At 59.7% G+C, this 21,398-nt stretch carries 20 protein-coding genes and 1 tRNA gene; 17 read left to right on the top strand and 4 right to left on the bottom strand.

Going from position 1 to position 21,398, the window contains the following annotated elements; translation table 11 throughout:
* Window positions 1-737 (bottom strand): nucleotidyltransferase domain-containing protein (locus ACMO9O_RS04485; protein ID WP_418982438.1); only part of this gene is annotated, 737 nt, incomplete at its 3' end.
* 464 nt (window positions 738-1,201) lie between these two features.
* Here ACMO9O_RS04485 and ACMO9O_RS04480 point away from each other — a divergent pair.
* A complete protein-coding gene (locus ACMO9O_RS04480; protein WP_418982436.1) occupies window positions 1,202-1,330 on the top strand; it encodes a hypothetical protein in 129 nt (42 codons plus the stop codon).
* A gap of 314 nt (window positions 1,331-1,644) precedes the next feature.
* Here the strand turns inward: ACMO9O_RS04480 and ACMO9O_RS04475 are convergent.
* Window positions 1,645-1,715 (bottom strand) — tRNA-Cys (locus ACMO9O_RS04475).
* Between the two features lie 204 nt (window positions 1,716-1,919).
* Between ACMO9O_RS04475 and dprA the strand changes: the two genes are divergently transcribed.
* The 8 genes from dprA (at window position 1,920) to ACMO9O_RS04435 (ending at window position 7,805) form a co-directional block, all read left to right on the top strand.
* The gene (dprA, locus tag ACMO9O_RS04470; protein ID WP_418982434.1) at window positions 1,920-3,023 is read left to right on the top strand and encodes a DNA-processing protein DprA; all 1,104 of its coding nucleotides are present in this window, start codon (window positions 1,920-1,922) and stop codon (window positions 3,021-3,023) included.
* Window positions 3,020-3,826, top strand: a complete 807-nt coding sequence (locus ACMO9O_RS04465; protein WP_418982433.1) for a TatD family hydrolase — start codon at window positions 3,020-3,022, stop codon at window positions 3,824-3,826. The genes dprA and ACMO9O_RS04465 overlap by 4 nt, the downstream gene beginning before the upstream one ends.
* An 11-nt stretch (window positions 3,827-3,837) precedes the next feature.
* The gene (locus tag ACMO9O_RS04460) at window positions 3,838-4,143 is read left to right on the top strand and encodes a TIGR04076 family protein (protein WP_418982431.1); all 306 of its coding nucleotides are present in this window, start codon (window positions 3,838-3,840) and stop codon (window positions 4,141-4,143) included.
* Window positions 4,144-4,147: 4 nt separating this feature from the next.
* Entirely contained in the window at window positions 4,148-5,176 is a 1,029-nt protein-coding gene (locus ACMO9O_RS04455; protein ID WP_418982429.1) for an asparaginase, read from the top strand.
* Between the two features lie 329 nt (window positions 5,177-5,505).
* The gene (locus ACMO9O_RS04450) at window positions 5,506-6,261 is read left to right on the top strand and encodes a MotA/TolQ/ExbB proton channel family protein (protein ID WP_418982428.1); all 756 of its coding nucleotides are present in this window, start codon (window positions 5,506-5,508) and stop codon (window positions 6,259-6,261) included.
* Between the two features lie 29 nt (window positions 6,262-6,290).
* Complete coding sequence (locus ACMO9O_RS04445; protein ID WP_418982426.1) at window positions 6,291-6,710, top strand: hypothetical protein; 420 nt, start codon at window positions 6,291-6,293, stop codon at window positions 6,708-6,710.
* A 14-nt stretch (window positions 6,711-6,724) separates the two neighbouring features.
* Window positions 6,725-7,330, top strand: coding sequence for an ExbD/TolR family protein (locus ACMO9O_RS04440; protein ID WP_418982424.1), 606 nt, complete (start codon window positions 6,725-6,727; stop codon window positions 7,328-7,330).
* A gap of 4 nt (window positions 7,331-7,334) precedes the next feature.
* Window positions 7,335-7,805, top strand: coding sequence for an ExbD/TolR family protein (locus ACMO9O_RS04435; RefSeq protein ID WP_418982422.1), 471 nt, complete (start codon window positions 7,335-7,337; stop codon window positions 7,803-7,805).
* A gap of 619 nt (window positions 7,806-8,424) precedes the next feature.
* On the opposite strand, the gene ACMO9O_RS04430 is transcribed toward ACMO9O_RS04435, so the two are convergent.
* Window positions 8,425-9,024, bottom strand: coding sequence for a ribonuclease HII (locus ACMO9O_RS04430; protein ID WP_418982420.1), 600 nt, complete (start codon window positions 9,022-9,024; stop codon window positions 8,425-8,427).
* Between the two features lie 79 nt (window positions 9,025-9,103).
* On the opposite strand from ACMO9O_RS04430, the gene ACMO9O_RS04425 reads away from it, so the two are divergent.
* The 6 genes from ACMO9O_RS04425 (at window position 9,104) to ACMO9O_RS04400 (ending at window position 19,312) form a co-directional block, all read left to right on the top strand.
* The gene (locus ACMO9O_RS04425) at window positions 9,104-10,141 is read left to right on the top strand and encodes a hypothetical protein (protein WP_418982419.1); all 1,038 of its coding nucleotides are present in this window, start codon (window positions 9,104-9,106) and stop codon (window positions 10,139-10,141) included.
* Between the two features lie 157 nt (window positions 10,142-10,298).
* Window positions 10,299-11,216, top strand: a complete 918-nt coding sequence (locus ACMO9O_RS04420) for a helix-turn-helix domain-containing protein (protein ID WP_418982417.1) — start codon at window positions 10,299-10,301, stop codon at window positions 11,214-11,216.
* A gap of 1,174 nt (window positions 11,217-12,390) precedes the next feature.
* A complete protein-coding gene (gene lipA, locus ACMO9O_RS04415) occupies window positions 12,391-13,278 on the top strand; it encodes a lipoyl synthase (protein ID WP_418982416.1) in 888 nt (295 codons plus the stop codon).
* A 362-nt stretch (window positions 13,279-13,640) separates the two neighbouring features.
* Entirely contained in the window at window positions 13,641-14,312 is a 672-nt protein-coding gene (lipB, locus tag ACMO9O_RS04410; protein ID WP_418982454.1) for a lipoyl(octanoyl) transferase LipB, read from the top strand.
* A gap of 5 nt (window positions 14,313-14,317) precedes the next feature.
* Window positions 14,318-16,084: a single-stranded-DNA-specific exonuclease RecJ gene (gene recJ / locus ACMO9O_RS04405; protein WP_418982414.1), complete on the top strand. Its 1,767-nt coding sequence runs from the start codon at window positions 14,318-14,320 to the stop codon at window positions 16,082-16,084.
* A gap of 84 nt (window positions 16,085-16,168) precedes the next feature.
* Window positions 16,169-19,312 carry an ATP-binding protein gene (locus ACMO9O_RS04400; protein WP_418982413.1) on the top strand — a complete coding sequence of 1,048 codons (3,144 nt, stop codon included), beginning with the start codon at window positions 16,169-16,171 and terminating at the stop codon, window positions 19,310-19,312.
* A gap of 49 nt (window positions 19,313-19,361) precedes the next feature.
* On the opposite strand, the gene ACMO9O_RS04395 is transcribed toward ACMO9O_RS04400, so the two are convergent.
* Complete coding sequence (locus tag ACMO9O_RS04395; RefSeq protein WP_418982411.1) at window positions 19,362-19,895, bottom strand: nitroreductase family protein; 534 nt, start codon at window positions 19,893-19,895, stop codon at window positions 19,362-19,364.
* Window positions 19,896-19,972: 77 nt separating this feature from the next.
* Here ACMO9O_RS04395 and ACMO9O_RS04390 point away from each other — a divergent pair, with 77 nt between their 5' ends.
* Both ACMO9O_RS04390 and rdgB read left to right on the top strand, forming a co-directional pair.
* The gene (locus tag ACMO9O_RS04390) at window positions 19,973-20,812 is read left to right on the top strand and encodes an HAD family hydrolase (RefSeq protein WP_418982453.1); all 840 of its coding nucleotides are present in this window, start codon (window positions 19,973-19,975) and stop codon (window positions 20,810-20,812) included.
* The gene (rdgB, locus tag ACMO9O_RS04385; RefSeq protein WP_418982410.1) at window positions 20,812-21,393 is read left to right on the top strand and encodes an RdgB/HAM1 family non-canonical purine NTP pyrophosphatase; all 582 of its coding nucleotides are present in this window, start codon (window positions 20,812-20,814) and stop codon (window positions 21,391-21,393) included. Before ACMO9O_RS04390 ends, rdgB begins: the two co-directional genes overlap by 1 nt.
* Window positions 21,394-21,398 lie beyond the last annotated feature (5 nt).

Genomic DNA, 21,398 nt, shown 5'->3' with positions numbered 1-21,398 from the left:
CGCGGCAGCGTGAAGATGTTTTCGATGTGGGTGTCGTCGAAAGCCAGCATCAGCTTCGTCGACAGCGTCCGCATCCGGTCGTGCATGATGACCGGGTCGTGGCTGTCGAACTCCAGCCCGTGATAGACGTAGTAGAGCGTGTGGTAGAAATAGACCATCGCCTGCGCCGAGAACTGGGCGGCCAGACGCATGTTGCGGTTCACGCTGAACGCTTCCTGCGCCTGTTCCAGCAGTTCATTGCCCTGCGTGCGGAACGTATCGAAATGAAATTTCGCGTCGGCATACGCCTTGGCGAAGTCGATCGGGTATTTCGGCCGTTGAAAATGATAGGTGTCTTTGCAATAGAGCAACTCACCCTCGGCATGGGCGAAGAAGAGGAACGGCGTCGCGTTCGATTCGACGAAGCTCAGCGTCATAATGTAGAGATTGATGTAGGTAATCTGCCGGCGGCTATACGGGATTTTGTAGCGCAGGATGCGTTTGGTCTGTATCCAATCGTATTCCGGCGTTTCCCGAACGACCATCAGCAGGTCATAAGCCATTGCGTCACTATGCGGCGTGCCGCCGACCAACTTGCCGAAGAGCAGGATGTATTCCGGATCGAAGTAGCCGTCCGTCAGGCAGCGGACGATCCGGTCGGCTTCGTCAGGGTCGTAAAGCCGTTCTGCGGGTTGTTCGAGTTCAGAAGCTATGCGCTGTGCAGGGTTTTCCGGCATGATGTTTTGATTCGTTTCCATTTGATTTATTGTTAGAAATTTGACAAAGTAAGGGCCATCCTTATCGTGCGCAGGGGCACAACAAAGAGAATAACGGTTTGGTTAGCAATTACTTGCTAATCCGGCGGATGAGAGTGGAAACGGATCGGAAGGTTGCAGGACGGGAACCGCCTGCGACTGGCCTTGCGGCGTGTCTGTACCGTAGTACGGACGGAAAGAGTTGTTCGCATAAAAATAAAAAGGATGCGCAGCTGCGAACAACTCTTTCCCCCTTTTACAGGCTCAACAGCGTGCCATTCGCGGGATTGCTCCCCAACAGCTCTGCGCATACTTTTAGTATGTCCGAGCCGTTGAGCGCACGAAGTAAAAGTTGTTAGAAAGAATTGTTCGCAGGGGCAAAGGTAGAAAAAAATTGATAATTAGAATATTTTACACAGAATTAATATTTTAATTATCTTTGTGATAAGTCAAAAAACACATAGAATATGGGATTATACGAAGGAATAAAAGACGTTGCAAAAGTAATTCAACAAGCTGACAATATTGACTTATACAGGCGGCTCCTTGACTTAAGTGCGCAAGCATTGGATTTACAAGCAGAAGTTGCTTCTTGAAAACAGAAAATGCAGAGTTGAAAAAAGGGAAAGAGATAGAAGCTCAAATAGAGAGATATAAAAATAAGCAATACATCACTTTGATGAATGATCTCCAAAAAATAAAATATTGTTCAGTCTGCTGGGATTCGGATCGAAAATTAATCCAAACACTGGATGATTCATATGGAGGTGTTTACTGTAAAATGTGCAGGATAAAATATAATAGGGGGAAATAACCTTATTAAAATAGTCATGAAACCTACTTGCATGACAAATGTATGACAATTAAAAATAAAAACACCGTTGCAATTGCTTGCAACGGTGTTTTAGTGAGGTCTGAAGCGGATTCGAACCGCTGTACAAGGTTTTGCAGACCTTTGCCTAGCCACTCGGCCATCAGACCCTGTTTATAAAATCCGAAACGATCCGTCGGAAACGAACTCCGGCTCTCCGAACGGCAGCTTGGCGCCCTTTACGGATCGGTTACGGTGCTTCGGGAGTGCAAATATACAAACATTTCCAAATTCTGCAAAACTTCTGCCCGACTTTGCGTTATTTCCCGAAAATATTTACCTTTACATGATCGTAAACCATTTTTCGGCAACCCATGACGCAAGAGGATATCGCCCTGCAAATGACGCCCGGCATCGGGGTGAAAGGTTCCGTGCACCTGCTCGAGGTGTTCGGCGACGCACGCCGGATCTTCGCGGCAACGCTCGACGAACTGACCTCCGAGGCGCAGCTGCGGCCCGACCTGGCGAAGCAGATCGTGCGCCGCACGGGGTTCGGTCCGGCCGAAAGGGAGCTGGCCTACTGCCGTCGCCACGGGATCGTTCCCATCGCCTCGACCGATCCGGAATACCCGCCTCTGCTGCGCGAAATTCCCGACTATCCGCCGGTCATCTACGTGAAAGGCGACCCGGCGATACTCACCGCCCGCTGCCTGTCGATGGTCGGCACGCGCGAGGCCACACCCTACGGGAAGACGATGTGCAGCCGCTTGGTGGAAGGGCTCGCCGAGCGGGTCTCCGACCTCTGCCTCGTCAGCGGACTCGCTTTCGGGATCGACGTGGCGGCCCATAGCGCCGCGCTGGAGGGACGGGTTCCGACCGTCGCCGTGCTGGCCAACGCGCTGCCGGAGGTCACGCCCGCGCAGCACACCTCCGTCGCCCGCGAAATAGTGGCGCAGGGCGGCGCGCTGGTCACCGAATATCATTCGCAAATCCGCCAAAACGGAACCGGCTACCTGACGCGCAACCGCCTGATCGCGGCCCTGAGCGCCGGCTGCGTGATCGTCGAGTCGCCCGAAAGCGGCGGATCGCTCGTCACGGCCGCCTATGCCGACGACTACCACCGCACGGTGATGGCCGTTCCGGGCCGCGTCACCGACCCGATGTCGAAAGGGACCAACCACCTGATTGCCACTCGCAAGGCAACGATCATCCGCTCGGCCGGCGACATCATCCGCGAAATGGGGTGGGACCTCTCGCCCGATGCGGCGGTGCAGGCTCCCCGACCCGCCACACCGCAGCTCACACCCGACGAGGCGGGGCTGTTGGGGTGCTTCCGCACGGGCGATCCGCTCGCGGTCGAGGAGCTGGCCGCGTTGTGCGGCCTCGACCCCGGAACGCTCGCCACGCTGCTCGTCGGACTGGAACTCGCCGGAGCCGTGCGACAACTGCCGGGCAACCGTTATATGAAGATCGGATGAGACTCATCGACACCCATTCGCACCTCTACGAACCCGAGTTCGACCCCGACCGCGAAGCGGCACTGGCACGTGCGACCGCCGCAGGCGTCGGGCGGCTGCTGCTTCCGGCCATCGACTCCGCGAGCCACGAGCGGCTGTTCGAACTCTGCCGCAGCCACCCCGGACAATGTATCCCGATGATGGGGCTGCACCCCACCTCGGTCAACGACAATCCCCGCTGGCGCGAGGAGCTGGCGCTGGTCGAACGCTACCTCGAAACCCCACCCGCGAGGATCGGACGCTTCTGCGCCGTGGGCGAGATCGGGCTGGACCTCTACTGGAGCCGCGATTTCGAAGCGGAGCAGACGGAGGCGTTCCGCCGCCAGATCGACCTGGCGCTGCAACACGACCTGCCGATCGCGGTTCATACGCGCGACGCGTGGCCCGAGACGCTCGCCCTGCTGCGTGAGTACCGCGGACAGGGCCTTCGGGGCGTGCTTCACGCCTATTCGGACGGCCTCGAAACCTACCGGGAACTGAAAAACTGCGGAGACTTTTTCTTCGGCATCGGCGGCGTGGTGACCTTCAAAAAGAGCAAACTGGCCGAAACGGTGCAGCAGATGGAACTTGCCAATCTCGTGCTGGAGACCGACTGCCCCTACCTAACCCCCGCGCCCCACCGCGGCGAACGCAACGAGTCGGCCTACGTGCGGCTGGTCTGCGACAAGGTGGCCGAACTCAAAGAAGTGACGGCCGAAGAGGTTGCCGCGGCGACCACGGCCAATGCCGTTCGGCTGTTCGGATTAACCGATATGCAAGCATAAACCGATCCGTCATGAAGCGAGTAAAGATTACCGTCATGCGCAAAACCTGCCACTCGGACCTGATCGAGCGGTATGAAAACCCCATCGAGCACGCCTGCGACATGCAGGAGGGAGCGGTGTTCATCGCCGAGGGGTGGCAGAAGCCCGAGGGGTTGTGCGACAGCGCCTGGCAGACGCTCTCGCCGTTCGTGATGGCGCTCTCGCACGGCGCAGCGAACTTCTACGACGGCTGGATGAAGAACCCCGCCTCGGCGATGATCTCCTGCAACGACGGCTTCCGGCCCGTGAGTTTTCTGATCGAGACCTTAGAGCAATAACGATATGCGTTCCTCCATCCTGATTATCTACACCGGCGGCACGATCGGCATGAAGACCGACGCCGAAACCGGCGCGCTGGTCCCCTTCGACTTCAGCGGCATCTACGACGAATTTCCGTCGCTCAAGCGGCTCAACGTGGATATCGACGTGCTGACCATGTCGCCCGTGATCGACTCGTCGAACGTCTCGCCCGAGAACTGGGTGGCGATGGCTGAACTGATCCGCGACAACTACGCCCGCTACGACGGTTTCGTCGTGCTGCACGGCACAGACACCATGTCCTACACCGCCTCGGCGCTCAGTTTCCTGCTCGAAAACCTCGCCAAACCCGTCGTCTTCACCGGCAGCCAGATCCCCATCGGCGTGCTGCGCACCGACGGCCGCGAGAACCTCATCACGGCCATCGAGATCGCCGGGGCGCAGATCGGCGGGCGGCCCGAGGTCCCCGAAGTGTCGCTCTACTTTCAGAACCGGCTCTTCCGCGCCAACCGCACCTCCAAGCGCAGCGCCGAAGCGCTGAGCGCCTTCCGCTCGGACAACTACCCGCCGCTGGCCGAGGTAGGGGTCAACATCGCCTACAACCTGCCGGCCATCCTGCGCCCGGAGCAGACCTCGCCCGAGCTGCGTATCTCCACGCGCCTGGCCCGCGGCATCGAGGTCGTCAAGCTCTTTCCGGGCATCGGCGAAGAGATTCTGCGCGCCATGCTCTCAGCACCCGGTCTGCGGGCCGTCGTGCTGGAGACTTTCGGCGCGGGAAACGCCCCCACGGCCGAGTGGTTCATCCGCCTCCTCCGGGAGGCGATCGACCGCGGAGTCTATGTGGTCAACGTCTCCCAGTGCGGAAGCGGCCGCGTGTCGATGGAGCTTTACGAGACGGGGCTGCGGCTGCAAAACTGCGGCGTGCTGTGCGGCTACGACATGACCACCGAGGCCGCCGTGACCAAACTGATGTACGTCCTGGGCAAGGAGCTTCCCGACGATCAGACGCGTCTTTTGCTGCGCAAACCCCTGCGCGGAGAATTTACCCCCTGACGCGTTGCACGGAACGAATTTTTTTCCTATATTTCGCACTGATAACATACCCTTTCAGGCCTCGGCCGGAAGGGACCGAAGAGGCAGTGGACGCTGTTAACATTTGGATTACAAGGCGTTAACGTGTCGGAAGCCGGACAAACGGGGATTCGTTCCCGCGCGCCCGGATTGCGTCGGTTCCGTCCGTTGGACGGCAAAAAGAGGCCGGGAAAGGGGTGTAGGACGAAAAAAATTGACTTTTTTATAAAAATTACGCGACGAAATTCAGCCGAAGACCAAACTCAAACAATAGAGATCAACCAATCAAATTTAATTTATCAAACACAACTATGAAAAAACTTTTTTTGATTCTGTCGGTTGCCCTGTTCGCACTGGGAACCGTCAATGCGTTCGCTCAGGAGGCCGCTGCCGCAGCTGAAGAAACGGTCGTAGCCGAAACCCAGATCGCCGGCGAGAGCATGCACCACGTGATGATGCAGAAGTTCCTCGAGGGCGGCTGGGAGTGGATGCTTCCGGTGCTCCTCTGCTTGGTGATCGGTCTGGCCATCGCCATCGAGCGCATCCTCTACCTGACGCTCTCGACGATCAACACCAAGAAACTCATCGCATCGGTCGAGGAGGCTCTCAAGAACGGCGGTATCGAGGCTGCGAAGGAGGTATGCCGCAACACCCGCGGCCCGATCGCCTCGATCTACTGGCAGGGGCTGGACCGCTACGAGCAGGGTCTCGACTCGGTTGAGAAGGCTGTCGTATCGTACGGTTCGGTGCAGACCGGCCAGATGGAGTCGGGTCTGTCGTGGATCGGCCTGTTCATCGCACTTAGCCCGATGCTCGGATTTATGGGAACCGTAGTCGGCATGATCGCCGCGTTCGACGCCATCCAGGCTGCCGGCGACATCAGCCCGACGCTGGTAGCAGGCGGTATCAAGGTCGCCCTGCTGACCACCCTGATGGGTCTTATCGCTGCGGTTATTCTTCAGCTGTTCTACAACTATATCGTTTCGAAGATCGACTCGCTGGTAAACGATATGGAGGACGCTTCCATCACCCTGATGGACATCCTGACGGCTTACAACAAGAAATAATCCCCCGATAAAAAGAGTTAAAAGCGATTATGAAAAAGTATTTGAACATATTGCTGGGCATTCTGATGGCGATCACCGTAGTCCTTTTGGTCTGGGCGATCGTTTCGGGCGGCTCGGATGCGGCTATCAGCCTGAACCTGATGTGGGGTTACGCCCTGCTCGTGTTCGCCATCGCTGTCGCCCTCATCTGCGCCGTCTTCGGAATGATCAAGAACCCGGCAGGCATCAAGGGAACCATCATCTCGCTGGCGGCGATCATCATCATCGTGGGCGCTTCGTACTTCTACGCAGCCGGCCACACGGTGAACATCGTCGACTTGCAGACCAATGGTTTCTTCGGCCACGGTGAGACCGTAATTACCGAAACGAGCATCCTGGTGACCTACGTCGCCTTCGTCGCCGCCTTCCTGACGGCCGTGGCCACGGAGATTTGGGGCGCTTTCAAATAATGGAGTAAACAACAATGGCAGTAGATAAAAGAAAAGTACAGGAGATCAATGCCGGCTCGATGGCCGATATCGCCTTCCTGCTGCTGATTTTCTTCCTGGTTGCCACCACGATGAACACCGATACCGGTCTGGTGCGTATGCTCCCGCCGATGCCCCCCGAGAACACCCAACAGGAGGACATCAAGGTCAAGGAACGCAACCTGCTGCTGGTGCTCATCTCGGGTAGCGGCAACATCATGGTGGGAACTCCGGGCAACCAGGCGATCATCGACCTGCATCAGATCAAGGACAAGACCAAGGAGTTCATCCTCAACCCGATGGACGACGCGAACCTGCCCGAGAAGGAAGACAAGGAGATCGAACTCCCGGACGGCAGCAAGTGGGTCTATCCCGAGAGCCAGGGCGTTGTCTCGCTCCAGACGACCCGCGATACGGGTTATCAGTCGTACATCATGGTGCAGAACGAGCTGACGCGCGCCTTCAACGAAGTCCGCGACGAGGTGGCCATGAAGAAATTCGGCGCCAAATTCTCGGAACTTCCCGAGGAGCAGCGCAACGCCGTCTCGAAAGCCGTGCCGCTGAAGATTTCGGAAGCAGAACCGCGTAACATCAAGAAGTAAGGATATGGCAGTAATGAAAAAGAAGGGCAACAAAGGGTTGCCCCCCATCTCGACGGCATCGCTGCCGGACGTGATCTTCATGATCCTCTTCTTCTTCATGGTCTCCACGACCATGCGCGACCAGGAGCTGCTGGTGCGGTACAAGCTCCCCGAAGCCACCGAGGTGCAGAAACTGGAGAAGAAGTCGCTCGTGAGCTACATCCACATCGGCCAGCCGTCTGTCAACATGCAGGCGAAGTTCGGAACCGCGCCGCGCATCCAGCTCAACGATTCGTACAAGACGACCAAGGATATTCTCGATTTCGTCGCCGCCGAGCGCGATAAGCTCAACGAGGCCGACCGCGCCTCGATGACTATCTGCCTCAAGGCCGACCAGTCGACCAAGATGGGTATCGTCACCGACGTCAAGCAGGAGCTGCGCCGGGCGAACGCCCTGAAAATCTCCTATGCGGCTTCCAAGTCGATGGGATATTGATCCGAGGCGAAAGCATTTCGAAAAGAGCAGGCTTTATGCCTGCTCTTTTTTTGTCGGGGGGGGGCAAATCGGGCCGCAGCCTGCGGAGGACGCGTTCAAGCGGGCCTCCGCCGCCGGAGGCTGCGGCCCGCACGGCTCGAAGAGCCGCAAGACAGTTACGATTCTGGAAAGAGTAAGGTGGATCGGATTCCAGCAAGGTTAGCGAATCGGACCGAACTACAAAAAGAAGTGCTTCATAATCATTATCAATAAGGAGTGTCTTTCTCTTTCGGAAGCAACCTGCGAAGGGACGCGACCAAGCGGGCCTTCGCAGGGCGAGGCTGCGGCCCGCCGACCTAAAGGTCGAAAATGTTATAAAGCGAATTAGCCCGCCAGCTTAACCGCCAAAACGGGACAACCCGAATTGGGCCTCCGCTACGGGAGGTTGCGACCCGCCGACCTGAAGGTCGAAAATGTAACAAAGCGAATTAGCCCGCCGGCTTAACCACCGAAAACAAACGCAAGAAATAGGTCAACCTGCGGATAGGCTGCGATCCGCACAACCCGAAAAGCCGCAAGACAGTTCGATGAAACAGAATAACCAGACGCCTGCAGAAGCGTCCTTGACACAGCAACCGCCTCAGAACGCGAACTCCAGCTGGTCGATCTCGTGGTTGAAAGTCAGCCGGTGGTGAGGCGTCAGGCCGCAGGCACGGATAGCCAGCCGATGCTCGCGCGTAGGGTAGCCCTTGTTTTTCTGCCAGCCGTAGGCGGGAAATTCCGCATCCAGCCGCCGCATGTATTCGTCGCGGTGGGTCTTTGCCAGCACCGACGCCGCGGCAATGTCGGCATACATGCCGTCGCCCTTGACGATGCAGCGATAGGGGATTTCGAGGCGCGTACGGAACCGGTTGCCGTCGATGGCCAGAAATCCGGGTGCGGGTGACAGGCGCGCCACGGCGAGCGACATTCCCTCGAACGAGGCGTTGAGGATGTTGATCTCATCGATACGGGCGGCCGAAACAGCCTCCACGGCCCAGGCGACGGCTTCGCGCTCGATCACCGCTCGGAGCTTGTCCCGATTGCGTTCGCTCATCTGCTTCGAGTCGTTGAGCAGCGGGTCGTGGAAGTCGGGCGGAAGCATCACCGCCGCCGCGAAGACCGGCCCCGCCAGACAGCCCCGTCCGGCCTCGTCGCACCCCGCTTCAGGGAGCGCGTATTGGTATTGGTTTTCCAGCATGGCCTGACAAAGTTAACGATTATTCGCGCGCTTCCGGCTTTTTTTCGTTACTTTTGTCCCAAAGGATCAATCCCTCCGCATGAAGTTCGACATCGCCCGCCAACCGCTCGTCCCGGCCTTTCTGACGCTTCTGGCGTTCGCCGTGGCTTTCGCCTGCACGATCGGCCCCGTGCCGGAGGTGTCGGGCGCAGTCGGACCGGCGATCGCCGCAAACGGGCATCCCGCTGTCGGCGGTCCGGCAAATGCCGGGCTGGCGCTGACGATGCCCGACCGCTGGCCCGCGCTTCTTCAGGCGGCCCGCCCCGGCTGGTCGAAAGCGATCGCGGCGCTGCTGCTCCTCTTCACGGGTCTCACGGCCGGCCGGCTGGCGGTAAGGTACAACCTTTATGCGGTTGCGACCTGCCTGGGTATTCCGCTCTTCGGACTGTTCGTCTGCGGCATAGGAAGCGGCACGGACTACCTCTCCGGCCTTTGCACCGTCGCGCTGCTCGCGCTGAGCGTCAAACATTTCGCCCGCGCCTTCTGCAACGGTTACGCCTTCGACGCCCTCTTCCGCGCTTCGTTCTACCTCGGGCTGACCCTGCTTTCCGACCCCGCGACCCTGCCGTTGCTGCTGTTGCTGCCGCTGGCCGTGATTCTCTTCCGCCGCACGCTGCGCGAAGCGGTCGTCGCACTGGCGGGGCTGGTGCTGGGACCGCTGGCGCTCTGCTACGTCAACTGGGGGATGGGCGGTGACTTTGCGGCTCCGCTGGCATCGGTGGTCCAGACCTTTCTTTCGGGTGAGCCGCTGGGACTGTTCGCGGCGCTGCCGCTGCCGCAGCTGGTGCTGCTGGGCGGCATCCTGCTGCTCGACCTGGCGGCGGTCTTCTGCCTGCTCACAGATATGTACGCTGTCGGAACCAAAGCGCGCTTTATCCTCCTCTTTAATATCGGTACGCTCGCCGCGGCCTGCGGCCTGCTCTGCGGACCCGCCGCGATCCCGACATCGGTCGCGCTGGCGGCATTCCCTTCCGCCCTGTTGCAACCCTTCCTTTTCGTGCGCATGAACCGTGCACTTTCGGCGACGATCTATCCCCTGCTGCTCGCAGCAGCGGCCGCCGGCCTTTTCCTACAATAATCTATACGGACACAAGGATGAGTTTTTTAGGCGCAAAAGCGACTTTGTGCCCGAATAGTTCATTTTAAGCCTCATGAAATGAATATTTAATTGTATATTTGAGGTTGAACAAAAGTGACGCAACTTCTTGTTCGAAGAACCTAACAACACAATTATTATGAGGAATTCATTGAATTCGTCGGCTCAGCAGCCGATGATTGTGAAGTATGTCGAATCGCTTCACAACGGAATCCAGTCGCAATCGCTGTCGCGCTATGCGATCGGATACATTTTGCGGGGTACGAAGTATATCTACGACGGCGACAAGCGCCAGACGCTCACCCGCGGAGACGTCTTCTACCTGGGAATCGGCCACCACTACATCGAGAACTGCCCCGAGAACGGCCAGCCCTTCGAGCAGATTCTCTTTTACTACACACCCGCGGACCTTCAGCGCATCCTCCTGCACCTGAACATCACCTACGGCCTGAACATTTCGAACGAGCATTCGTGCGAAAACTGCCGCAACCGCTCCCACGTAGCCATGCCCGGATGGAATTCGATCCGCAACTTTTTCACCAACACCAACAACTATCTGCGCGACGAGGACTTCCACCACGATGAAACGGCCGAGAACATCAAGATGACCGAACTGATCTACCTGATCGCCTCGCACGAGGATTGCTGCATCAAGAGCAAGCTGCTGAGCAACGTCGACGCGGCCAAGGAGAACTTCGAACAGATCGTCTACGACCACATCTTCAAGGACATCTCCATCGAGGAGCTGTCGCGCCTGACCAACCGCTCGCTCACCTCTTTCAAGAAGGAGTTCCGCCGTCACTTCCAGATGCCGCCACACAAGTGGTACATCCGCCAGCGGCTCATGCACTCGCGCCTGCTGCTGATCTCCACCTCGAAATCGATCTCCGAAATCGGCAACGAGTGCACCTTCCCCAACACGTCGCACTTCATCAAACTCTTCAAAAAGGAGTACCAGACCACCCCGGCGACCTACCGCAACCGCCACCTGACGACCCTGCGCGCCGAAAAGCAGGCAGAGGTGCGCGAGAGAGAGGAGATCCGCGCCGCGCTTTAATCAAAAACTTACGAACTGATCCGAAATTAAAAAATTTTAATTGGAATCCGATCTGTTTTTTCGCCTTTTTTCGCTAAAAATGTAAGGAATCATTTGGAATATACTAAAAATACTTTTACCTTTGTTTAACAAACGTGGGATTCCCCACTCTCATTAACCTAACTAACCTAACCAGAGAAGCCCGATACCGCCCGGTATCGGGTTTCTTCTTTGGCGTGCAATCGCGGGCCGATCCGCCGTGCAGGGGGGGGGCAGTTGGCCCGGAGGAATGTGAAGAGGAGGGGCCGCGCAGCCCCGCTCCGGCCGGGCCGCAGTTCGCACACGCAACGGCCTGTTTCGATCCACGACACCCGTATTTTCCGACCGTGCTGAAACGCACGACCGAAATCCCCTCCGGGACGCCGTTCGGGAAACGGCCTTTGACGAACCGGAAACATGGAGAGAGCGGAACCTTGCGACATCGCCCCTGCAACCCAGTCGGCCCGTCGGTCTTTCGACGGTGACAACCATCCGCCGCGACTGCAGTGCGGTTCGGCAGGAAGCAAACGATTGCACGCATCCGCTGCCGCCGCTGTAATGCCGCCGCTGGCGGCAAGCAACGACATCCTGACCGGAATCAGTATAGAAGGCATAAGACCGGACAGTCAGTAAAACCGGACAGGGGGAGGGCTTTACAAAGGGAGTTGTAAATGCCGCCGCAGGGGCAAGCAACGACATCCGAACCGGGAATCAGTATACAACTGTCTTGGCAAAAGACCGAACAAGGTAAAACCGGGCGGGGCTTCTTTGCAAAGGAACCGGCAGATCGGGAATGTCGCCCGACCTACCCGACCGCCGCACCTCTCCGCCGGAAGCGAATCCCGCGCCTGCCGTTTCTCTCCGGCACTGCTGCCAGAACGCTCCCGATCGCTTCCGGACGCTCCCGGTGGCTCCGGTGGCTCCGGTGGCTCCGGTGGCTGAAAACAGCCCAGCACGGCCGCCCTTTTCCTCCCCGTTGGCGAACACCCCGACAGCCCCGACCGACGAATCCGCCCGGGCGGGGCGCACGATCGGTCCCGGTCCGGGTAATTTTCCGGCGGACCCGCCGCTTCGGCGCAAACAATAAATCGTGTTTTTCCGGGATATGTCGATTTTTTTTTCTATTTTTGCATCAATTGGAAAATAGTGAACTTAAATGCCTCAGTTTTATGACAAGGTAGATTCCCTCAGAAAACCCGGATGGCTGAAGATTCGACTTCACCGCACCGCCGACTACGCCGAGGTGCGGCAGATCGTCGAAAAACACGGTTTACACACGATTTGCAGCAGCGGCCGCTGTCCCAACCAGGCCGAGTGCTGGAGCCGGAGAACCGCGACCTTCCTGATTCTGGGCGACATCTGCACGCGCGGCTGCCGCTTCTGCGCTACCCGCACGGGACATCCCCTTGCCCCCGACGCCGACGAACCGCGCAAAGTGGCCGAGAGCGTCGCCCTGATGAAACTGCGGTATGTCGTCGTCACCTCCGTGACGCGGGACGACCTTCCGGACGGCGGAGCCCACCATTGGGCCGCGACCGTCGAGGCCATCCGCTCCGCGAATCCCGACGCCGTAATTGAGCTCCTTATTCCCGATCTGGATGCCCGGCCCGACCTGTTGGACGTGGTTGTCGCATCCCGGCCCGACATCATCGGGCACAACATCGAAACCGTCGAGCGGCTGACCCCTGTGGTACGCTCCCGGGCGAAGTACCGTACCAGCCTGGAGAGCCTGCGCCACCTTCGTGCGCAGGGCGTCGTGACTAAGAGCGGCCTGATGGTCGGCCTCGGCGAGAGCGATGAGGAAGTGTTGCAAACCCTGCACGACCTGCGCGACGCAGGCGTCGAGATCGTAACGCTTGGTCAGTACCTTCGGCCTACTCTGGAGCACTATCCCGTTGCGGCGTATATCACTCCCGAGAAATTCGAACAGTACCGGCAGCAGGCGTTGGAGATGGGTTTCAGCTACTGCGCGAGCGCGCCGCTGGTCCGCTCGTCGTACCTGGCCGAAGAGGCGCTGCAAAGCGTCAAATGCCGGCAGCGATGAACATTCGCTGCCGCGATCTGGGGCTGACCGACTACGCCGACTGCTGGGAGTTGCAGCGGACGCTGTTCGCACAGCTGGTGGCCCGCAAAACGGCCGGAGCGGCTGAAACGGCAGAAACGACTGAAGCGGCCCGGAAAGAGACAGGGCCGGTCGAAGCGCGCAGGGCGACCGACACACCACAACCGGCAGGAGCGGCTCAAGCATCCGGAATCGGCCGAGCGGCCGGAACAGCGACCGGAGCGGATGAACTCCGCACAGCGGCCGAAACGACAGCAATGGCGGCAACGGCAGAAACCCATAAAACGGCCCGAACGGCCGCGATAATCGGGACGGCAGATGCCCGCAGGGCGATCGAGGCGGCGATGGCCGGAACAGACAAGGACGTGGCGGCCCCGGCAGGGCCGGCCGACAGAACCGTCACCGCCGGATCCGGTCCGAAAATTCCGTACGGGGACAATTCCGGCGACGCCGGAACCGTTCTGTTGACGGAGCACCGCCCGGTCTATACGTTAGGCAAGAGCGGCCACGCGGAAAACCTGCTGGTGGACCGAAGCACCCTCGAAGCGATGGGCGCACAGTTCTTTCACATCGACCGCGGAGGCGACATCACCTTCCACGGCCCCGGCCAGCTGGTCTGCTACCCGATCCTCGATCTGGAGCGGCTCGGTCTGGGACTGAGAGCCTATGTCGACGCGCTGGAAGAGAGCGTGATCCGCACCGTGGACCGGTTCGGCATCCGCGCCGGAAGGATCGCAGGCGCTTCGGGCGTCTGGATCGACCCCGCCGCGGCAAGGCCGCGCAAGATATGCGCCATCGGGGTGCGGTCGTCGCGGTACGTTACGATGCACGGCTTCGCGCTGAACGTCACCACCGACCTGAGCTGGTTCAGCCGCATCAACCCCTGCGGCTTCACCGACCGGGGGGTGACCTCGATCGCGGCCGAGGGGGGCGGAACCCCGTCGATGGAGCGCGTGAAAGCGCTGGTGTTGAAAAACTTAAGTGAGATATTAAATGTTAAAATATATAATAATTAAATCGTATGCCCATAGCAAAACGCTGGGTAGTGAAAGCCCAGGGCGACCCCGGGACGGTGGCGATGCTGGCTACCACCCTGAGGATCTCGCCCGTGCTGGCCAACCTACTCGTACAGAGAGGCATAGACACGGTAGAAAAGGCGGAGAAATTCTTTAAACCCAGCCTCGCCGACCTGCACGATCCGTTCCTGATGAAGGACATGGAGAAGGCGGTCGAGCGGATCGAGCGGGCCGTCCGCGACCAGGAGAAGATCATGGTCTACGGCGACTACGACGTGGACGGCTGCACGGCCGTCGCGCTGGTTTACAAGTTTCTGCGCCAGATCGGGCACAAAAACCTGATGTTCTACATTCCCGACCGCTACACCGAAGGTTACGGCATTTCGGTCAAGGGAATCGACCTGGCCGCCCGCAAGGGCGTGGGGCTGATCATCGCCCTGGACTGCGGCATCAAAGCCACGGAAAAGGTTGTCTATGCAAAGTCGAAAGGCGTGGATTTCATCATCTGCGACCATCACCTCCCGGCCGAGGAGATTCCCCGCGCCGTAGCCGTTCTGGACCCCAAGCGGGTCGACTGCTCCTATCCGTTCGACGAACTGTCGGGTTGCGGCGTGGGGTTCAAACTCGTGCAGGCCTATGCCCAGAAGAACCGCATTCCCTTCGAGCAGATCACCCCGCTGCTGGACCTGCTGGTCGTGTCGATCGCCTCGGACATCGTGCCGCTGGTGGGCGAGAACCGCATCCTGGCCTACTTCGGATTGAAAAACCTCAACCGCGAACCGTCGAAGGGGCTGCTGTCGATCATCAAGATCTGCGGGCTGGACAAGCACAGCATCACCATCGACGACATCGTTTTCAAGATCGGTCCCCGCATCAACGCCGCGGGCCGCATGCGCATGGACGAGAGCGACGAGAACGCCTCGCCGTCGGGCGGCCATGCCGCCGTGGAGCTGCTTATCGAAGGTAACGAAGCCATCGCCGCCGAGTTCGGCAACGTCATCGACGCCTACAACCAGGACCGCAAGTCGATCGACCGCTCCGTGACGCAGGAGGCCCACGACTACATCGAGAGCAACCCCCATCTGAAGGCGCTCAAGAGCACCGTGGTCTACAACCCGCGCTGGATGAAGGGTATCGTGGGCATCGTCGCCTCGCGCCTGATCGAGACCTACTACCGGCCCACGGTCGTGCTGACGATGAGCAACGGATTCGTCACCGGCTCCGCCCGCTCGGTTCCCGGCTTCGACCTCTACCAGGCCGTCGAATCGTGCTCGGACCTGCTCGAAAACTTCGGCGGCCACATGTACGCCGCGGGACTGACGATGCGGCCCGAGAACGTCGACGAATTCACGCGGCGCTTCAACGCTTTCGTCGAGCAGAACATCGACCCGCAGATGCTCGTGCCGCAGGTCGACATCGACAGCGAACTGCTCTTCTCGGACATCACGCCCGCGTTCCGCAAGGACCTCAACCGCTTCCAGCCCTTCGGTCCGGGCAACGCCGCGCCCGTCTTTGCGACCTACGGGGTAAGCAACCACGGCGACGCCAAACTGGTGGGCCTGGAGTGCGAGCACCTGCGCATGGACCTGATGCAGCGCCAGAAGCCCAACACCAAGATCCAGTCGATCGCCTTCCAGCAGCCCACCCACTACGAGTGGGTCCGCTCGGGCCGACCCGTCGACGTCTGCTACCAGATCGTCGAAAACCACTACCGCGGCACGGTGACCACCCAGCTGCGCGTGAAAGACATCAAACCGGTGCTGAACCGGTGATCCTGCGGGGAGAGGCCCGGGCAAACGGACCTCTCCCTTTTTTCTCCCGCCTTAAATTATCCCTGCCGACCCGTCTTTCAGATCATGCATTTTTTCAGGAAACCCCTCCGTCTTTCGCTCCACGTACTGATGTGGACGCTTCTCTTCGGTTGTCTGCTGGCCCATCCCTTTTCGCCGGCGACCAGCAGCCCTCCCGGCTCCGAACGGGACTATATTCTGATTATCAACACCTACACCGAATCGTCGTACTGGAGCCGGAACATCATCTCCACCATCCTCGACCGCGTCAACGAACTGGATAACTGCGAAGCATATACCGAGTATATGAACATGCTGCTTATCCACGAGCAGTCGGGAATCGACGCCTTCAAGGCGGACCTGCGCCGCGACTACGGAAAGCATCCGCCGCGCGTGATGGTGCTGTTGGGTTCGCCGATCGCCCACCTGCGCGACTTCATCAAAGAGACGTGGCCCGGCGTGCCGATCATCTTCTGCGCCGAGTACGACTACATCAATCCCGGGGAGAAGATCAGTCAGGAACCCATTCCCGCCCAGCAGCGCCGCTACCTGCGCGACTATGCCCACGAGGACAACCTCACCTTCCTCCAATCCCCGATCTACCTGCGCGAAAACGTCAGCCTCATCCGGGAGATGGTCCCCGGCATGAAGGAGCTGATCTTCATCGGCGACGGCCGCTACGTCAACCAGCAGATCGACTACGACCTGCGGGAGCTGCTGCCGCGCGAATTTCCGGAGCTGGGCTACAAGTTCTATTCGGCGGCGGAAATGACCTCCGAAGCGCTGCTCGATTCGCTCGACAACGTCGACACGCGGCGCACGGGCGTGCTCTTTTCGTCGTGGTATCACACCAAGAAATCGGGAGACAACCTCATCCTGCTGGCCGACTCCTACCGCATCATCGCCAGCACGAAGATTCCCATGTTTACGCTCGACATTTCGAGCATCCGCGACCGGGGTATGGCCGGCGGCTACATCTACGACGACAAGCAGTACAACAGACACCTGCTCCAGACGCTCGACGCCGTGCTGGCGGGCCGCCAGCCGCGCGACATTCCGTTCTACATCCCGCACAACCCGCGCTCGGTGTTCAACTACGCGACGCTGATGCACAAGGGCCTTTCGACCCGCACCTGCCCGCCCGACTCGATCTTCTACGACAAGCCGACCTCTCCGCTCGAACGCTACAAGTGGCCGGCAATCCTCATCGCCGCGGCGATGCTCGGCTATATCCTGCTCCAGCAGTGGCGCATCCGCATCCTCAAGCAGGTGGACGAAGCGCGCCACCGGGAACTCGAGAGCCAGAAGAAGTACTCGACCCTGTTCAACAACATGCCTATCCTCTACATCCAGGAGAAGGTGATCGCGGGGGAGGACGGATACCCGGTCGACATGGAGTTCTGCGACGTGAACGCCAATTTCGAACGGCGGTTCCTGCCGCGCGAACGGGTCATCGGCAAACGGTGCGGCGAGCTGTTCGACGTGCCGCTGACCGAATTTCTACGGCTGGTGAATATCGTGCAGACCGAGAACCGGACCATCACCTATCCGTTCTACTACGAGAAGTTGGACGTCTTCTACGAGGTGATCCTCAGCCGCTCCTACCTGCCCGGACACGTCGACATCTTCTGCCTGGACGGCACGGCGCTCTACAAGGCGCAGCAGAAGCTCAGTTCGATCAACCACAAGTTCTCGATGGCGCTCGACGTGGCGAACATCGTGCCGTGGAAGTGGGACCTGCGCGAGGGGATCATCCTCTGCGACGCCAACCGGGTCCCCATGCTGCGGACCGACGGCAGCTTCGAGCTGAACGACGAACAGCTTTCGATCGCCGACGACCGCTACTTCGCCACCATCCTGCCGGAGGACCGCGACCGGGTGCGCCGCGCCTACGAGGAGCTGATCGCCGGCCGCACGGCCAAGGTCCGCGAGGAGTTCCGCATCTACTCGAAGGAGAAGGGCCACTGGACGAAGGAGTGGATCGAGGCGCAGGCCGCCGTGGAGAAGCGCGACGAGGAGGGCCGTCCGCTGTCGCTGGTCGGATCGTCGCTGGTCATCACCGAGCGCAAGCGTCTCGAGCAGGAGTTGCGTTCGGCACGCGACCGCGCCGAGGAGTCGAACCGCCTCAAATCGGCGTTCCTGGCCAACATGAGCCACGAAATCCGCACCCCGCTCAACGCCATCGTAGGCTTCTCGGAGATCCTCGCCTCGACCGAAGAGCAGCAGGAGAAACAGGAATATATCTCCATCATCGAGAACAACAACACGCTGCTCCTGCAGCTCATCGGCGATATCCTCGACCTGTCGAAGATCGAGGCCGGAACGCTCGACTTCGTGAACAACGACTTCGACCTCAACGAGCTGATGTACGAAAAGGAGCAGGTGATCGGGCTGAAGGTGCAGCCGGGCGTCGAGCTGCGGTATGAAAACCCGGGGGGGGGAAATTGCGTCGTCCGAACCGACCGCAACCGCCTCTCGCAGGTACTTACGAACCTGTTGACCAACGCCTCTAAATTCACGCAGCAGGGATCGATCCGCTTCGGCTGGGAGCTGCGCGGCAAGGAGCTTTACTTCTACGTCGCCGACACCGGCTGCGGCATCGCGTCCGAACATAAAGACGAGGTTTTCGAACGCTTCGTCAAACTCAACTCCTTCAAGCAGGGCACGGGTCTCGGCCTGCCGATCTGCCGCACGATCGTCGAACACCTCGGCGGCCATATCGGCGTCGAATCGGAGGAGGGCCGCGGGTCGACCTTCTGGTTCACCCTGCCATACCAACGCGGCGAGATCAAGCAGCCCGAGCAGCCCGCGATCATCCCGATCACGGTCGAGAAAGACAAGCTCACCGTGCTGATCGCCGAGGACAACGAGAGCAACTACCGCCTCTTCGAGTCGATCCTGCGGCACGAATACCGCCTGCTGCACGCCTGGAACGGACGCGAAGCGGTCGACCTCTACCGGCAGCATACACCCCATCTGGTGTTGATGGACATCAACATGCCCGAGATGAACGGCTACGAGGCCACGGCCGAGATCCGCAAGCTGTCGCAGGACGTGCCCATCCTCGCCGTGACGGCCTTCGCCTATGCGTCGGACGAACAGAAGGTGATGCAGAACGGGTTCAGCGGCTACGCCTCGAAACCCATCAGCGCCAACAAGCTCAAGCAGCAGATCTTCGACATTCTCCGCAAGCGGATGACGCTGATCTGACAGGCCGGAGAACCGAACGAGCCGTCCGTTTTACCACGGGCGGCTCGTTCTATTCGTTCAGACGGATGATCCGCTGCGCATCGTCCGCCTCGGGCAGCGGCGCGGGCCGGAAATCGGAGTAACCCATCACGATGGCGCAGAGCGGCTCGCACGTCTCGGGGATAGGCAGGAACCCGCGCAGGTAGTCGGCGGCCTGTTCGCCCGCAGGCTCCTCCCGGCGGCGGGGACGTCCGGCGATATGCACCCAGCACGAGGCAAGCCCCTCGTCCACGGCAGCCAGGTGGAGCACGGTGGCCGAGATGGCGGCATTCACCTGCCAGAGGTCCGTCGCGGTCCGGTCGCCCAGCACCACGACGGCCAGCGGCGCTCCGGCCATGATGGCCGAACCGTAGTCACGCATTTCCGCCATACGGGCTACTAAGGCGGGATCGTCGACAACTAACAGCCGCGTCGAACGCGAATTGCGCGACGAGGGGGCCGAAAGGGTCTGCACGAGCAGGCGGTCCACCGTTTCCCGCGGAACGGGACGGTCCGAGAATCTGCGCACGCTGCGGCGCGCAGCCAATAAATCTTTGAATTCCATAGGCTTCCTTTTTCGGTTCGTTCTTTGCAAAAATAGTGAAAAAAAGGTTACCTTTGAAAGCACAAACCGATTTCGACATGGACTTCCGCTTCACCATCGCCCTGATCTACGACTTCGACGGCACGCTCGCACCGGGCAACATGCAGGAATACGACTTCATCCCCGCCGTGGGCAAGAGCAACAAGGAGTTCTGGAACGACGCCAACTCGCTGGCCGAGGAGCAGGACGCCGACATGGTGCTGACCTACATGGCCCGCATGATCCAGGAGGCCAAATCCAAAGGGCTGTCGCTGCGGCGGGAGGCGTTCCAGGAGTCGGGCCGCCGCGTGACGCTCTTCGCGGGGGTGAAGGAGTGGTTCCAGCGCATCAACGCCTACGGCGCCGAGCGCGGCATCCGCATCCTGCACTACATCAACTCCTCGGGGCTGAAGGAGATCATCGAGGGGACGGAGATCGCCCACGAATTCCGCAAAATCTACGCCTGCTCGTTCCTCTACGACGTCGACGGCATCGCCTACTGGCCTGCGGTGGCAGTCAACTACACCAACAAGACGCAGTTCATCTTCAAGATCAACAAAGGGGTCGAGTCGGTCTTCGATTCGAAGCAGGTCAACCGCTTCATTCCGGAGAACGAGCGGCCCGTGCCGTTCCGCCACATGATCTACGTCGGCGACGGGACCACCGACATCCCCTGCATGCGGCTGGTGAAGAACTCGGGCGGGCACTCGATCGCCGTCTACAACCCCGATCAGAAGGGGGCGCGCCGCGAGATGGCGTCTCTGATCCACGACAACCGCGTAAGCCACGTCTGTCCGGCCGACTATACCCCCGGGTCGGAGATGGATATTCTGGTCAAAACCATCATCGAGAAGATCGACCTGGACGACAAACTCGAAAAACTGGAGGTCGTAAAATAATGAAGATTCTGTTCGCTACCAACAACGCTCACAAACTTGCGGAGGTGCAGGCCGTCTTAGGCCCCGCGTTCACGCTGCTGACCCCGCGCGACTGCGGCGTAGAGGAAGAGATTCCCGAGGAGCAGCCGACCCTCGAGGGCAACGCCTCGCAGAAAGCGCACTACCTCCTCCGCCGCACCGGGCTCGACTGCTTCGCCGACGACACGGGGCTAGAGGTGGAGGCGCTGGGCGGCGCTCCGGGCGTCCACTCGGCGCGCTACGCCACCGACGGCCACGATTTCGACGCCAACAAACGGCTGCTGCTCGAAAATCTGGCGGGCCAAAACAACCGCCGCGCCCGTTTCCGCACGGTCGTCTCGCTGCTGCTCGACGGAAAGGAGCTGCAGTTCGAGGGGATCGTCGAGGGGCGCATCCTCGAAGAGGAGCGCGGGCAGGAGGGCTTCGGCTACGATCCGCTGTTCGTTCCCGACGGCTGCGACAAGACTTTCGCCGAGATGAGCGCCGACGAGAAAAACGCCGTGTCGCACCGCGGCCGCGCCATCCGCAAACTTGCGGCCTATTTGCATTCCATCGAAAAATAAGGTAT

The organism is Alistipes sp., assembly GCF_048465635.1.
GTDB lineage: Bacteria > Bacteroidota > Bacteroidia > Bacteroidales > Rikenellaceae > Alistipes.
This window is presented reverse-complemented; position numbering and strand designations above follow the sequence as displayed.